The sequence below is a fragment of the Spirillospora sp. CA-128828 genome (genome assembly GCF_050945415.1).
Lineage (GTDB): Bacteria > Actinomycetota > Actinomycetes > Streptosporangiales > Streptosporangiaceae > Spirillospora.
Genome location: NZ_CP191986.1, coordinates 8305962 through 8319573, shown reverse-complemented (window position 1 = coordinate 8319573; position 13612 = coordinate 8305962). Strand labels below are relative to the sequence as shown.

The 13612-nt window shown below is 66.5% G+C and carries 13 protein-coding genes; 6 read left to right on the top strand and 7 right to left on the bottom strand.

The window, feature by feature from the left end:
* Nucleotides 1-417 precede the first annotated feature (417 nt).
* The gene (locus tag ACQPXG_RS39970; RefSeq protein ID WP_433464345.1) at nucleotides 418-1539 is read left to right on the top strand and encodes a hypothetical protein; all 1122 of its coding nucleotides are present in this window, start codon (nucleotides 418-420) and stop codon (nucleotides 1537-1539) included.
* A gap of 433 nt (nucleotides 1540-1972) precedes the next feature.
* Here ACQPXG_RS39970 and ACQPXG_RS39965 read toward each other — a convergent pair whose 3' ends face one another.
* Nucleotides 1973-2929: a hypothetical protein gene (locus tag ACQPXG_RS39965; RefSeq protein ID WP_433464344.1), complete on the bottom strand. Its 957-nt coding sequence runs from the start codon at nucleotides 2927-2929 to the stop codon at nucleotides 1973-1975.
* Between the two features lie 130 nt (nucleotides 2930-3059).
* On the bottom strand, nucleotides 3060-3272 hold the full coding sequence (locus ACQPXG_RS39960; protein ID WP_433464343.1) for a hypothetical protein: 213 nt from the start codon (nucleotides 3270-3272) through the stop codon (nucleotides 3060-3062).
* 657 nt (nucleotides 3273-3929) lie between these two features.
* Between ACQPXG_RS39960 and ACQPXG_RS39955 the strand changes: the two genes are divergently transcribed.
* A complete protein-coding gene (locus ACQPXG_RS39955; RefSeq protein ID WP_433464342.1) occupies nucleotides 3930-4577 on the top strand; it encodes a hypothetical protein in 648 nt (215 codons plus the stop codon).
* Between the two features lie 444 nt (nucleotides 4578-5021).
* On the opposite strand, the gene ACQPXG_RS39950 is transcribed toward ACQPXG_RS39955, so the two are convergent.
* The 3 genes from ACQPXG_RS39950 to ACQPXG_RS39940 form a co-directional block, all read right to left on the bottom strand.
* On the bottom strand, nucleotides 5022-5648 hold the full coding sequence (locus ACQPXG_RS39950) for a dihydrofolate reductase family protein (RefSeq protein WP_433464341.1): 627 nt from the start codon (nucleotides 5646-5648) through the stop codon (nucleotides 5022-5024).
* Nucleotides 5649-6468: 820 nt separating this feature from the next.
* Nucleotides 6469-6606, bottom strand: a complete 138-nt coding sequence (locus ACQPXG_RS39945) for a hypothetical protein (protein ID WP_433464340.1) — start codon at nucleotides 6604-6606, stop codon at nucleotides 6469-6471.
* Between the two features lie 333 nt (nucleotides 6607-6939).
* The gene (locus tag ACQPXG_RS39940) at nucleotides 6940-7707 is read right to left on the bottom strand and encodes a GIDE domain-containing protein (RefSeq protein WP_433464339.1); all 768 of its coding nucleotides are present in this window, start codon (nucleotides 7705-7707) and stop codon (nucleotides 6940-6942) included.
* A 497-nt stretch (nucleotides 7708-8204) separates the two neighbouring features.
* Between ACQPXG_RS39940 and ACQPXG_RS39935 the strand changes: the two genes are divergently transcribed.
* Complete coding sequence (locus ACQPXG_RS39935) at nucleotides 8205-8366, top strand: hypothetical protein (RefSeq protein ID WP_433464338.1); 162 nt, start codon at nucleotides 8205-8207, stop codon at nucleotides 8364-8366.
* A gap of 53 nt (nucleotides 8367-8419) precedes the next feature.
* Here the strand turns inward: ACQPXG_RS39935 and ACQPXG_RS39930 are convergent, their stop codons facing one another.
* Entirely contained in the window at nucleotides 8420-8746 is a 327-nt protein-coding gene (locus ACQPXG_RS39930) for a winged helix-turn-helix transcriptional regulator (RefSeq protein ID WP_433464337.1), read from the bottom strand.
* A 193-nt stretch (nucleotides 8747-8939) separates the two neighbouring features.
* On the opposite strand from ACQPXG_RS39930, the gene ACQPXG_RS39925 reads away from it, so the two are divergent.
* The 3 genes from ACQPXG_RS39925 to ACQPXG_RS39915 all read left to right on the top strand — a co-directional run bounded on the left by ACQPXG_RS39925 (nucleotide 8940) and on the right by ACQPXG_RS39915 (nucleotide 12069).
* On the top strand, nucleotides 8940-9914 hold the full coding sequence (locus tag ACQPXG_RS39925; RefSeq protein ID WP_433464336.1) for an alpha/beta hydrolase: 975 nt from the start codon (nucleotides 8940-8942) through the stop codon (nucleotides 9912-9914).
* A 13-nt stretch (nucleotides 9915-9927) separates the two neighbouring features.
* Nucleotides 9928-10932, top strand: a complete 1005-nt coding sequence (locus ACQPXG_RS39920) for a hypothetical protein (RefSeq protein ID WP_433464335.1) — start codon at nucleotides 9928-9930, stop codon at nucleotides 10930-10932.
* A 105-nt stretch (nucleotides 10933-11037) separates the two neighbouring features.
* A complete protein-coding gene (locus ACQPXG_RS39915; RefSeq protein ID WP_433464334.1) occupies nucleotides 11038-12069 on the top strand; it encodes an MBL fold metallo-hydrolase in 1032 nt (343 codons plus the stop codon).
* A gap of 4 nt (nucleotides 12070-12073) precedes the next feature.
* Here ACQPXG_RS39915 and ACQPXG_RS39910 read toward each other — a convergent pair whose 3' ends face one another.
* Nucleotides 12074-13600 carry a beta-N-acetylhexosaminidase gene (locus ACQPXG_RS39910; protein WP_433464333.1) on the bottom strand — a complete coding sequence of 509 codons (1527 nt, stop codon included), beginning with the start codon at nucleotides 13598-13600 and terminating at the stop codon, nucleotides 12074-12076.
* Nucleotides 13601-13612: the final 12 nt, after the last annotated feature.

Below are 13612 nucleotides of genomic sequence, written 5' to 3'. Positions count from 1 at the left end.
ATTTGGGCGGATGTCCGGAGGGACCTGGAGGGCCGCGGGGAGGAGACCCGGGCAGCATGAGAGCGCCCGCTTTACGCCCGGAATATGGCCGTAGAACGCCAGCAACGATCAACGATGGCCATTGATGCGACTTAGCTGTAGCCCTGTTCAGCGGCCAATTCTCGCCGATAGCCAATGACAGCCAACGAGACTCCTTGGAAGGACGCGGGTTCGATTCCCGCCACCTCCACCAGCTATAACGGCCCGACTGAAACGTGTGTTTCGGTCGGGCCGTTGTGCGTCCGAGCTGCTGTGGCGGCCGCTGTCGTCTGCTCGGCCTTGCCGGCCGCCACATCCCGCTCAGGCCGGCCAGCCCTGCCGTGGCGATGGCGTCGTCGGTGCGTCAGTAACCGCCATCATGTCCTTTGGCGGCCGACCGTGATCGTCGGGCTCGGTGTCTATGATGCGCTCATGCCTGGACTCCGAGCCGTCGTGACCAGCAGGGCGCCCTCTGACAGTCCCCTCCTCGATTTCGACCTCGTCGACCGTGACGGTCACTTGCTCGTCATCGGTACCGACCAACACCGCGCCTTCTCCTGGGACCCGACGACTGATCAATGGGCCGAGCATCGGCTTGATGTCCCGTCCCGAGAATTCCCCTTCGTTGAGCTCAGTCAGATCAGCGCAGCCGTCGTCGATGGGCGGATCGTGGTCGGCGGTGGCGGGGAGCACCAGGACTTCGCGCAGTGGGATCTGGAAACCGGTGCGGTGCTGGAGGGAGCGGACGGCGGAGGTGTGAGTTGGGCTCGCGCGGCAACGCTCGGCGGACGAACCCTCTTCGTCATCGGTGGGACCGGTCCGGCTGTGGAGGTCCAGGGGCCGGCACACAAGGAAGACGCCCCCGATGCCGGCGACCTCGACGGGGACGAGCCTGGTGAGTACATGGACGAAGACGATCACTATTGGCTGGTGACGGAACTGGAATGTGCCGGGAGCGTTGCGGCGGGCACGCTGTGGGGCAGGGCGGTCATCGCGTCCATCGGTGTGGACGGAGGCGTCATCGTGTGGGACATCAAGGAGGAATGTCCGATCGTCGAACTCGATGTGCCTGACGGCATCGATGACGGAGCCTTTGGCTATTTCGCACTGGCCGCTGTGGAAGACCGGGCTTTCTTGGTGGCGGCCGGAGAACGGGTTCTCGCGGTGTGCGATGTGAGCGACGCTGACGCTCCCGTGTGGGCCGACCCGGTCACCGTGCCAGGCGGCGATATCGTATGCCTCGACGCTGCAGTGGTGGGCGGTCGCGCGGTCGCGGCGACCGGCGGCGAAGACGGCATGGTCTACATATGGGATGTCGCGGAACGTCGCATCCTGGGAGAGCCGAACTCAGCGCATGGCTCCGAGTTCCCGGGTGCCATCGGAGAAGTGTCCACCGTCCGGTTCACCGAGTTGCGGGGTCGGCCCGTCGTCATCAGCGCCGGCAGGGACGGCACTATGCGCGTCTGGGACCTTCCGGCAGGCGGAAGCAATCAGCCGTGGAATCGCCCTTCACAAGAGTGACAGGCGGCTGATGGTCGGCCTGGCGCCACGGTGGCCACATCCCGCTCAGGCCGGTGCTGAACGGCTAACGGGGTGGAGTCACGGCGGCGTCATCCCACTTGGCCCACGTCGCTCGGCACGTCCACTGATCTTAGAAAACTAGGGCAGGGCCCGGTCCGGACGACCGTCGGGAGTGTCAATCCCCGCAGACGGCCTCTTCTGGGCCGTGAGGCACGGCCACGGAAGACCGTGCCAACTGTGTTCGGAACGGCGACGAGAAGCGTCCCGGCGATGACGGCATGATGCCGGTCGCCGGGACACCGGGGTTCCTCCCGCCGTTCACGGCGAGGACGCGAGAGAACCGCCGAGGCGGACCGGCATGCGACCGGTCCGCCCGAGCAGCGGGTGTTCCACCCCAAGTGGGTGACCACAGGGGTGGAGCTGGGACGAAGGGTCACGCCGATTCGACGACATCCCCTCGTGCCGCCTTCGACCAGACGTCGAATAGGCGACCCGCCGATCCGCCGACCGGCCCGATGCCCTCCCGCAGCGTCTCAGACGCCGGAAGTCGGGCATTGTCCACCGCGGATACCGCGAGCGCGGCATCATCGATGATGGACGAACAGACCGTGAGCAGATAGTCGGGAACCCTCAGCGCGGGATCGGTGCACCCCACGAGAGGTGTGCCCACGGCGGCGATCAGGGGGAACACCGTTCCTGGAATCCCGATCGTCGCCTCAGCACGTGCCGCGGCAGTCTGCGACGAGACCTGGCTGATCTCATGGCGGGCCCACAACGCGGGGTCCTCCCTCGGGTGCAGACCCACCATGATCCGCTTGCCGGCCGTCCGCAGCTCCTCCGCGGCCGCCAGCAGGAGATCTGTGCCGGGCGCTGCTTCACCTGTCGAATCGGGGTGGGTGACGCTCGTCAGGACCAGTACCAGCCCCGGCTCGGGCTCCCGCTTCGGCAGATCATCGGTCCGCGGGGAACCGACGACGGTTATCGTCCGCCGCGTGCCGAGATGGCCGGCGAACGCAAGGGCCGCCCCCTGCGACGCGGCGGTGATCGCCCGCAGCCGCGGGCGCAGCCGCCCGGCGCCGGCGGCTTCCCGCGGCCCCAGATAGGCGAGCCCGCTGGCGACCAGGGGCAGCCTCGGAAATCGACTGGCGACCTCCACCGGCCAGGCACCGGCCCCGGCGACCACGAGCAGATCGGCCGGCGGCGCCGTTTGCGGTGTCGCGGCCAGCACTGGATCCCCGGGCTTGATGCGCGACACGTCGGGCACCACCTGAATGAGCTCCCAGCCGCGCCGCTCGGCCTCGTGGAGCAATGGCTGCACGTGGTAGGTGCCCCAGGGCTCATTCGTCGTTATCAATACCCGAAGCCGGGGAGGCGGGTGGCTCTGATTCATGTTAATCACCCTCTTATTTGCGCGAAAACCGACACGCTTGTCGTGTCGGACATAAGAGACTGTACAGGGCAAGGGCGAGCTGGACTTCAGTCGACTTGCTTGAGACCTGGACATGCGACTCCTTGTTCCGTCAGGTCATCGGACGGATCCGGTCTCGGCGAGTACAGTCTCGCTGCGAGCGCGGGCCCGTTCCTCGTCGGCGAGGTCGAGCGAGCGTGTGCCGGTGCAGCCAGTCGTACCCGTAGATCGCGAGCACCGTGGCGACGAGGGCGACGGCGACGGCCACCAGGGTCTGGTTCCATCCGAAGATGCCGTGCAGACCGGATGTAGCCGCAGCCATCATCTGCTGGCGACGCCTCGTCCGCTGATCATTTTGTTAGGACCTCTAAGCCAGCTCCGCACGGGGCCTCAAGAAGAGCCCGTCAGCGGGTCCGCGAGCATGCAAAACAACAAGACCCGGTTGGGCCGTTCGTGTCCGCTCGAAGCGGTACGCCAGGAGGGTGGACCCTTGGGCGTCGACCCCAGCCGTCCCGGCGTGCCGGCGGCACCGAAGGATCGGAATCCCACAGGCGGGCGGGTCCGCTCAGGTTGACGAACAGGTGTGCCGACGGCATCGGCGGCACGTTCACCCGCTTCGAGCACGCGTTACTCGAACACCCGCCGGCAAGCGCGGTGCGAGCATCGCCGAGGATGAGTTGTCGTCAGTGACGGCGGTGACGGTGCCCAGTAGGGCAGCGGCACCGCCGTTGTGCTTTGCGGCCTTGTGCGCGTTCATGAGGGGCGCGAAGACCTCGGTAGGCTCGTCGCCTGAGACCTGCGGTCCGGCGTCGTCGGCATCGACGTAGACAGGATCTGAGAATCTCCGACCTTCGATGCACTGCTGTAACGATTCAGGATCGCCCATGGTGCTGGTCCGGTCAGAGGTTCTCCGGACGGTATTGAGAAGGATTCGGTTCGTCTCGCCCGGAGTGGAACTCAGAATGTGTCGCGAAGAGTGCCTTTGCTTGCCGTTGTGGCGGTTTTCGTGCAACCGCAGGTTGGAATCGTCTTGAATCCCGTCGTCGAGCGGGACCGGATCTCGCCGAGATGGAGTGGCGAGTTGCTCGACCGGCTCGGCAGGCCGAGCCGGATATTCGTCCGCAGACGCGGGTTCGAGCGGCCTTATATTTCGCCGCCCACCGTCCAGATCATCCGGCAAGGAGCGCCGCTGGAGGTGAGCATGCTCGACCTGTCGCTGACCTTCCTATGGCTTATCGACGCTCGGGGCGACATCCGTATCGCGCCCGAGCAAGACCCGTCGTATGCAAGCCTCTACCCTAGGCGGGTCTACCCCGAGGGCAGAGGGCGCCCCGACCACGGGCTCAAGCACGCCGATCTCGCGGCGGGAGCATCGTATGACCGGGTGACCAGACTGCTCCGGCTCCGACCGCCGGCCCGAATCGGCGGGGAACTCAGACCGGAGATCGACTCTGACGGACTGCTCACCGGCCGGTGGATCTTGAACAACAACTCCGCCTACAACGCCCGCAAGACCCGGCTGGACTGTAAAAGCATGGGGCAGAAGGAACTGCGCATCGCATTCGAACTACTGCGGGCGACTGGCACCGACACCTCCGACATCACCGTCCATACATTCAGGCCCGACTGATCGGTCACCGAGCAATCAAGGGCAACGACATGACTGCCGGCCATCGACGACGAGTCGCGCACTCGTCCGTCCCGGAGGGATCGCGGCGCTGCTGGAGTGCCACCACCGTGCGGCGGTGGATCGGTCGTCTTGGACGCCGCGCCGGCACCGCTCTCCCGACCGGTTACCGGTCGCCGCCCCTTGGACCGGCCCCTGTCTGCCACCAGGCCACGAGCAGAGTCTCCTGACTGCCATTTAGTATGCTGAACCTCTCGCTTAGCTCTTTGAGCCGGGTGTATGTGTTCGAGTAGGAAGCCATCACCTCCACTCTGGACGACGTGTGCTCGGTGCCCGCTTGTGCGGGCACCTTCGCCACGTCGTTCCGTCATGTCTACCTGGGGGCGACCCCCAGACCCCCGGTGTGGGGGCTCCGCCCCTACGCCCCCTCCCGGCTTGGGTCGCGGTTCATTGGCGGGGGGCCTGGCGGCGGACCTTGAACTTCAGGTGCAGCACCCGGTCGCCCTGGATGACCACGTGGGGGTCCTCCAGCAGAAGCTGCCCATCGATGCCGCCGAAGTAGCGTTTGCCCGCCCCGAACACCACCGGCACCACGTCCATCGCGACCTCGTCCACGAGGCCGGCCGCGAGGATCTGGCCGCCCACTTCGCCGGCGTTCACAGCGACGACTCGCTGCCCGGCGAGTTCCCGGGCCTTGTCGATCGCGGCCGTCACGTCGTCGACGAAATGGTACGACGCCTCGGGGTGCCAGCCCTCGGGCTTTGGCCGGTGGGACACCACGACCACGTGGTCGCCCGCGGGTGGGTGACCCTCCCAGCCGTTCACCAGGTCGAACAGGTTGCGGCCCATCACGATCGTGCCGATCGACTCCCACATCGACCGGACGTACTCCGCCGATGCACGTGAGACCTTGAAGCCGCTTCCGGCTCCGGAGTGGTCGTACTGCTGGTCGCCGCCTTCGGTGATCGGGGTGTCCCCGCTGAAGTACCACTCGTGGAGTGGCCCGACGTCGTCGTGCTCGTCGGCGATGAAGCCGTCCACCGAAACCACGTTGTGCATGATCACTGTGCCCACTGGTTCTCCTCCGGTCTCCTTGCGCCATCGCCTCCGATCTTGCCGCCCCCGGAGCGACCGGGCTTGTAAGAATCAATCAGCGGGCATCGGACCGTCGTCTGGCGGGTCGAAGTAGCCCGCCGTTTGGGCGAGTTCCGACCAGTCGACCGGACGCAGGGCGTCCACGGACAGGATCAACCGTGAGAAGTCTCCAACCGCGCGTCTGTGTGCTGGACCAGGTCGAGACCGCGCGGCGGTCCTCGACAAGTCGCGATCGCAGCTCCTCCTCCAGGACCCGCAGTGTTTCCGTGGCCGAGGCGATGTCGCCACCGAAGCGTCGGAATCCCACAGGCGGGCGGGTCCGCCCAGGTTGACGAACAGGTGGGCCGACGGCATCGGCGGCACGTTCATCCGGCGGTGGCGCGGCACCCCGGTCAGGAAGTAGATGTCGTCGATGAACCGTTCGAGCGGTGGGGCGGGCACTCGGCCGACGAGCGCCTGCGATGTCGTTGAAGGCCTTGAAGCTGCCGGACACCGCAGCCGGACATCCGCTCCCGACAGCCGATCGGTGGCCACTCGGACTACAGGGGCGGTGCTTGCCAGCGCCCAGATCCTCGCTGGGGCATTCAAACACGTCCTGACCTGCGGGCATGTCGATGCACCTGAGGCCTGTCCCTGCGCACGCGAGCCCAGGAAAAAGAGCCGCTCTCATTCCTCATGTGCAGGAATGAGAGCGGCCATATGAGAAGCACACGCGGCCTGAGCTGCGTGTCAAATTAACAAAAGATCAGCAGAACAGTAGAGGCCGACTACTTGCCAGTCATGATTCTGGCGCTGGAGGCTACTGGCCGTCCTGCGCCTTCCTCAAGGCCTCCTGAGCTTTGCGGGTGGCCTCTTCGATCTCCTTGCGCTCGTCCATCTGGCGCTGGTCCGCCTCCGCCTGGAGTCGAGTGATCTCGTCGTCGCTGGGAACAGACATATTGGTCTCCTTCAGAGACTAACTCGGTAAGCTCGGGTAGATTGATCCGAGCTGATTTGGATTATTGATGGTCGCACCTGTTTGGGTGCACCCATGACTGTCCGGCGGAGCGACAGAACGGCCAGCCCTGTTGGTCCGGCGATGGCGAGTGGGGTCGGTGCCGGGTCAGGCGGTGCACTGAACTCTTTTTGTAGCTCGCGGTTGCTGTACGTGATCTTCAGATGGTGCGGTCGTTATCGCGCTGGAGCAGGACGAGCGCGGCGGCGGTGACCGCTCTGATCCGCCAGGGGGCGAGGCTGACCCGGTCACCACGAGCACCGGGGCTGCCGTCCATCAGATGAGTTGAACGCCCAGGCCGACGATGTAGGCCAGGACAAGGCAACCTGGAAAGACCAGTAGGGTCAAAATCCACACCAGGGCCTTTTGGTCTCTCAGTTCGTCGTCCGGGGCGACGAGCGTGATGAGAAAGTTCCCAGAAGGCGGCTTCGACACGACCACACCGTCCACGCCTCTTTCCACTGTGCCTTTGATGTAGACGTCGCTTCCCTCGGGCAGGATCCATTCCTCGCGCCCCCGGTCACCGGCCGCCCGCTTGCGCAGACGCGGATTCTTCTCAAAGTCGTTTGCGGTCTTGACCAGTCGGTCCGCTCGGATCATGTCGAACCGGGAGTCGGGGGATGGTTCCAGGGCAAGCCCCTCGGGGAACACCGTCGCTTCGCCCGTGGAGTCACGCAACACGAAAGGGGCTGATGACCGGTGCCAGTCGAGCCTGCCCGCCTTCGGAGTCGGGGACCCCCAGAAGGACGATGTGTATTCGACCGTGCGCGTGATGAACCACACGCACTCGCTGGCGGAGATCGGCGCCGTCACCGGCCCGTCCGGCCCCGGGGCCGCGGAACCACGCAGCCAGACCTCTTGGCCCGCGTGTTCTTCCCCGGCACCGCACGGCAGGACCGGGGTCCGGCCTATGGCTCGGATTTTGCGTCGGGCGCGGATGACGAAGTATGCGACCAGCGCTCCGTCACCCACCAGCGCGATCCACACCAATGCCAGTGCGGACGAGAAATCCACGGCTACGCCCGCGGCGACGATACGTGTCATTTCTGAGCCATCATGTCGGATGGGCCGTTTGAGTCGCAGAACTTCTGGGGGAGTCTGTCAAGGCCTGTCGTCCCACGGTCGACCTGAGGGCAGTTTCGGGGTGACACGGCAGCCGTAAGAGATCCTAACGACGGAACGCATGCATCGGTAGTTACGGGGGAGCCGACTTTCATCGGCGCGTTTCTGCCTCGCTGGGCTCTGGGTGGGGAGGGATCCCCATGAGGATCTCGTTCAAGGGGCGGGCCACTGATGGCGAGACGACGCCCTGGGCGTGGTGGGGCCGTTGGCATCGGGCGGAACGCGCCCTCGCCACCGCCTCCCTCCGGTCCATCACTCTGTTGTCGGCGTGCCCTGGTCGGGCACGTCGGCCGAGGGGTTCTCATGACGCAACGCAGTCCGATCGTCCGCGCGGCGGCGCGTGGAGTGTCGACGTCTGCCGCTGGGTGCCTGACGACCCGGAGGAAGAGGAGCCGAGCAGCGCGACAGGACGTGCCATCGTGAGCTGTTCTCTTGTGACTCGGCCGACCGCCTCCGAGATCGCCGATCTGCTGGACCTCAGTGCCGAGAAGCCCGAAAGGCTCGCGGCCTGGGCGGAAACGGCCGTCGGTGAGGTGCTCGCCGGCACGAGATTCGTGGTCACGGAGCGACCCGAAGCCTGATCCGCTTCCGTCATGCCTACCTGGGGGCGACCCCCAGACCCCCGGTGTGAGGGTTAGGGGTGTTCCAGGGCCCAAGTGCAGATGGCGGACAGGGGCTCCTGCAGGGTTTTGCCGAGTGTGGTCAGGGTGTACTCGACATGCTGTGGGGCGGTCTTCTTGAGTACCCGTCGTTCGACCAGCCCGTCACTTTCCATGCTCCTCAGGGTCTCGGTCAGCACCTTTTGAGTGATGCCAGGTAGCCTGCGGCGCAGCTCGGCGTGCCGCTGCGGTCCGGCGAGCAGCGCATAGATCAGCAGGACTCGCCATTTGGCGGCCAGTCGCTCCAGCGCCTGCCGGGTCGCGCAGCCTTCTTCCAGGACGTCAGGTATCACCAGCGCCATGGGTTCTCCCTCTGGAAGGGCACCTGAAAGTGCCTTCTGGCCGGTTCAAGATCAGGGGGCCTAGTGTCCCGGTCATGACAGAGCTTAGGGTCCGCACCTGCACGGCGGCAGAGCCCGGGATGCCGCTGTGTCCGGGCCCCGGCGACGCCGGGCCTGCTGACCCGGCGGCATCGATCGACGCTTGGGAGGGCTCATGACCACTGTCAAAACCGAGCGAATTACTTTCGGTAGCGAAGGCATCGAGTTGGTGGGCGAGCTCCGGCTTCCGGACGCGGACGACTCACAACCCGCCGTCGCGCTCACCGGTCCCTTCACCGGGGTGAAAGACCAAGTCCTCGGCACCTACGCCGAGCTGCTCGCTCAGGCCGGGCTCGTCACGCTCACCTTCGACCACCGGGGCTTTGGGGAAAGCGACGGACGCCGTCAGCATGAAGACAGTCAAGGGAAACTGGCCGATCTGAGGGCCGCCGTCGGCGTGCTGGCCGGCCGACCCGAGGTGAACCCGACCCAGATCGGCGTGGTCGGCGTCTGCCTTGGCGGTGGTTATGCGGTACGAGCCGCCGCCACGGACCCCCGTGTGAAGGCGGTGGCAGGAATCGCGGGCGCCTACAACAGCCCGGCCCGGATCGTCCAGGCAATGGGCAGCGACGCCTACCGGTCCGCGCTCGGCGGCTTCCTGGACCGGTACGACGAGTACATTCCAGCCGTGGCGCCCGACGGCGCCGAGGCCGCGATGGCAGGCGACGAGCCGTACGCCTACTACGGCACCGCCCGGTCCGCCTCGCCCGGCTGGCGCAACGAAGTCACCAGAGGATCGCTCCACTCCCTGATGACCTTCGACGCCCTCGGCGCGGCCGACCTCCTGGCCGCCACTCCGCTCCTCATCGTCCACGGAAAGACCGACGCCTACTGCTCACCCGAGCTGGCTCGAGAGTTCTACGAACGTAAGCCGGGCGACAAGGAGATCGTCTGGCTGGACGCCGACCGGCACATCGACCTCTATGACGTGGAACCGCACGTCACCCGAGCCGCCCAGGCGACCGCCGACTTCCTCCACCACAACCTTTCGCATCGGCCCCGAGATCCGGGAGCCGGCGACAGGACGGTCTTTTCGTCTGGAACTCGCGGTGGGACGGGTTTGTCTCATGTTGACCGCGACCGTGTCTGACTTGGAGCCTCGCATGCCTGCCGAGAGTGACGGCCGGTTCGACTATGTGGCCTTCGCCGAGGAACTGGCCGGGATGATCGAGGGGTATCCGCTCCTCGGTCCGGAGTACACGCTCGCGTTGATCTCCCTCGGCGTGGCGAAGGAAGCCGGTGAGCGGCATGGCAACGCGATGCTGGTCGCGGCCTGGTCTGCCCGGTGGTACGTCGAGTTCGAATTCACCACCGTGGGCGACTTCGACTATCTGATCGAAGGGGCGGAGCGCGCCGAGCAGGTGCTGCGCGCCAGCGGTTGCGCCGTGCCCGGCGAGCACCGGCATCCCCCGCTGGTGGACATCGAGCCCGAGGACGCGGGTGCGATCGCGGCCATCATCGGTGACGCCGAGGCGTGGGCGGCCTCGGAGCCCGGCTACGAGATGTTGTCACCCGCCGAGTTCGACGCCTGGACTTGCCCGGGCTTTCTGGCCGACCTGGCCGCCGAGTTGGCCAAGGACCTGCGTGGGGCGCGCCGGAGACGGTTCGAGGTCCCCGCCACCGAACACCTCGACGCGCGTTTCCTGGTGGACGGGCGGCTGCAGGCCGGCGCGCTGCTCGCAGATCTCCGGCAGCAGGAGTCCAGGTCCATCGACCCGACGGCCCAGGCCGCCTCCATATGGGCGTGCCGGAGGCTCCTCGGCAATCCCCCGGTCGAGGAACGGACCCTGTTGGCTCTCGCGGTCTGCTTCATGCTTGACGCGTCCCGCTGGGGCTCACCCGCGCCAGGTGTGCTGCTGCTGTACCGCGAGGCGCTCAAGTCGTTCGACCTGAGCGCTCTTGACCAGCCGTGCGGCCACCCCGACGGGCACCCCGGCGTCGATGTGAAGGACACGCTGGAGCACATCCGTGATCTGGCACCGCCGCAGGAGGCCGGGGCGGATCCACATGGCGCACGTTGCCCTCGACGCACGGCGGAACTGGTCCGCGAGACGTACACCGGCATCACCCGGCATCTCGACCCGTACGACGAGGAGCCGGACGACTAGCCGCAGTCCCGACCCGGGCTCCACGCTCGGTCTCGGCGCGGACGCGGTTGTCGTCGCGGAAAAGCAGTGTGCCCGTGGCAGGCCGGCCGCTACGATCGCGGGCACTTGATCACGCCGGTGCGGCCGCGAACGTTCTCGAAAGGCTCCTCGACGATGCGGACTCTGGAAGAACGGCCTGACCATCCCGAGCCGCTGGAACGGGGACATCCCTTCAGGCAGTGGAAGACATGGCGGATTCCCGGTGCCGACCTGACCCTGACCGGCTATTCCCGCGCGAACGACAAGACCTTCTTTCACATTCCCGAGCTGAGGTGCAGCCTTGATGCGGGATTGTGCGAAGGGCGGCAGGTGGACACGGTCTTCCTGACCCACACGCACCACGATCACTCCAAGGACCTCGACTTCCTGGCTTCCAAACCCTCCGGCGCGGACATCTACCTGCCCACCGCGGCAGCGCCGTACGTGGAGTCCTACCTTCGCGCCTCCGCCGAGCTGAACCATGGAGCGGAATTCGACCCGGCCCTGGCGGGGGGCTACCGCCTGCACGGCGTTCGGCAGGACGACGAGTTCACCTTCGGGCGCCGGGGACACCATGTGCGGGTGGTGGAATGCGAACACAAGGTGCCATGCGTGGGATATGCCTTCTCGGAGCAGAGCAAGGCGCTGCGGCCGGAGTTCGAGGAGTTGCGGCGGTCTCTGGTGAGGGAGGGCCGAGGCGCGGAATTCGGGCGGATCATGGCTCGGCGCCGCAAGGAGGGGGTCGAGGTCGACGTCGCGGTCCGACGGCCGCTGTTCGCCTTCCTGGGTGACACGCATGTGAACGTGTTCGAGCGGAATCTGTGGCTTTTCGAGTATCCGGTCGTCATCACGGAGTGCACCTTCCTTGACGACGCCGAAATGGACCGCGCGAATCGGGTCGGGCACACGGTGTGGAGCCGGCTCAGACCCGTGGTCGACTCCCACCCGGAGACCTTGTTCGTCCTGATCCACTTCAGCCTGCGCCACTCGGATCGGGAGGTCCTCGCGTTCTTCCGGCGGGAGTGGGAGGAAGCGGGGGACGCGCGGCCGGACAACGTCCTGTTGTGGGTGCACCCGGAAAGCCGCCTGCCAGAGCAGCACCAGCACAGCGGCTCCTGAGCGCTCAGTCCGCCATCCGCCAGGTCTTCCGAGGCTTGCTGTGCATCCGTCCGGGAATGCCGGGCCGTCGTTGCCAGGGGTGCGGTCCGGTGGGCGGCCGGTAACCGACGCCGAGCGCGTCCAAACGGGCATAGTGCGCCGCCTTCATCCGGCGCTCGAAGTCGCCGAAATCGCGTTCGTCCGGATCCGGCAGCTCCGACCAGGCCACTTCGGCGAACGCGACGAGCCGGGGGAACGCCTGGTAGTCCACTCGCCCGCGGTCTTCGGCGACCTCGGTCCACATGTTGGCCTGGGTGCCGATGATGTTGGCCGCGTGGGGGGTACCGGCCAGCCGGGGTGGGATGGGCTCGAACCTGTAGACGTCCTCGAGAGTGTGCACCCATCCGAACGGCACGGGTTCCTCCGTACCGTGGCCCTGGACGTGGTCGAGGTAGACCTCCTGCTGAGGACACATCACCACGCTGTGCCCGGCCTCCGCGGCGGCGATCCCGCCTTTGTACCACCGCCAGCACATGACGGCGGCACCGTCCGCCAGGCCGCCCTCCAAGATCTCGTCCCAGCCAATGAGACGCCGGCCGCGCTCGGCGAGCCAGCCGCCGAAGTGACGGATCATCCAAGACTGAAGCTCGTCCTCATCCTTGAGCCCCAGTTCACGGATGCGCGCCTGGGCCGCGGGGGACTCGCGCCACTGATCCTTGAAACACTCGTCCCCGCCGATGTGGACGAACCGTCCGGGGAAGATTTCCAGCACCTCCTCCAGGACGTCCTCATAGAAACGCAACACGGCGTCGGTGGGGGCCAGCACGTTGCGGTTGAAGCCCCAGTCGGTCATCACCTCCAGCGCGGCCGTGTCGATGACGTCGGTGTTTCCCAGTTCGGGATAGGCGGCGATGGCCGCCTGCGAATGCCCCGGCAGGTCGATCTCGGGGATGACGCTGACATGCCGCTCCGCCGCATAGGCGACGATCTCGCGCAGATCGTTCTGGGTGTAGAAGCCGCCGTGCGGCCGCTCGTCCCAGAGCAATGGCTCACCCCAGCCCATTCGGGTTCGCCGCCGCCAGGCGCCGATCTCGGTGAGCCGGGGATGCCGTTGGATCTCGATGCGCCAACCCTGGTCATCGGTGAGATGCAGGTGGAATACGTTCAGCTTGTGGGCGGCGAGGAGATCGACGTAGCGCAGCACATCATCTTTGGGGAGGAAGTGCCGTGCGACGTCGAGCATGAAGCCGCGCCAAGCGAAACGCGGCGAATCCTCGATGGTCACATACGGCACCGTGACCGGCCCTCGTGCGATGGGGGCACGGCGAAACGCGTCGGGGTCCAGCATCTGACGCAAGGTCTGACGACCCCAGAAGACGCCTGCCTCCTCACCGCCGACGATCTTGGCGCCGTCGGCGGACACGGTCAGCCGGTACGCCTCCGGTGCGAGTGACGGATCGACCCGGGTTCGCACGTCCCCGTTGAACGGCCCGGAGCCGCCGGTCCTCTCGAGCCGCCGCGGCGCGGGAATCACGTTCACGTCAGTCGCCATGCGCCCAGTCTC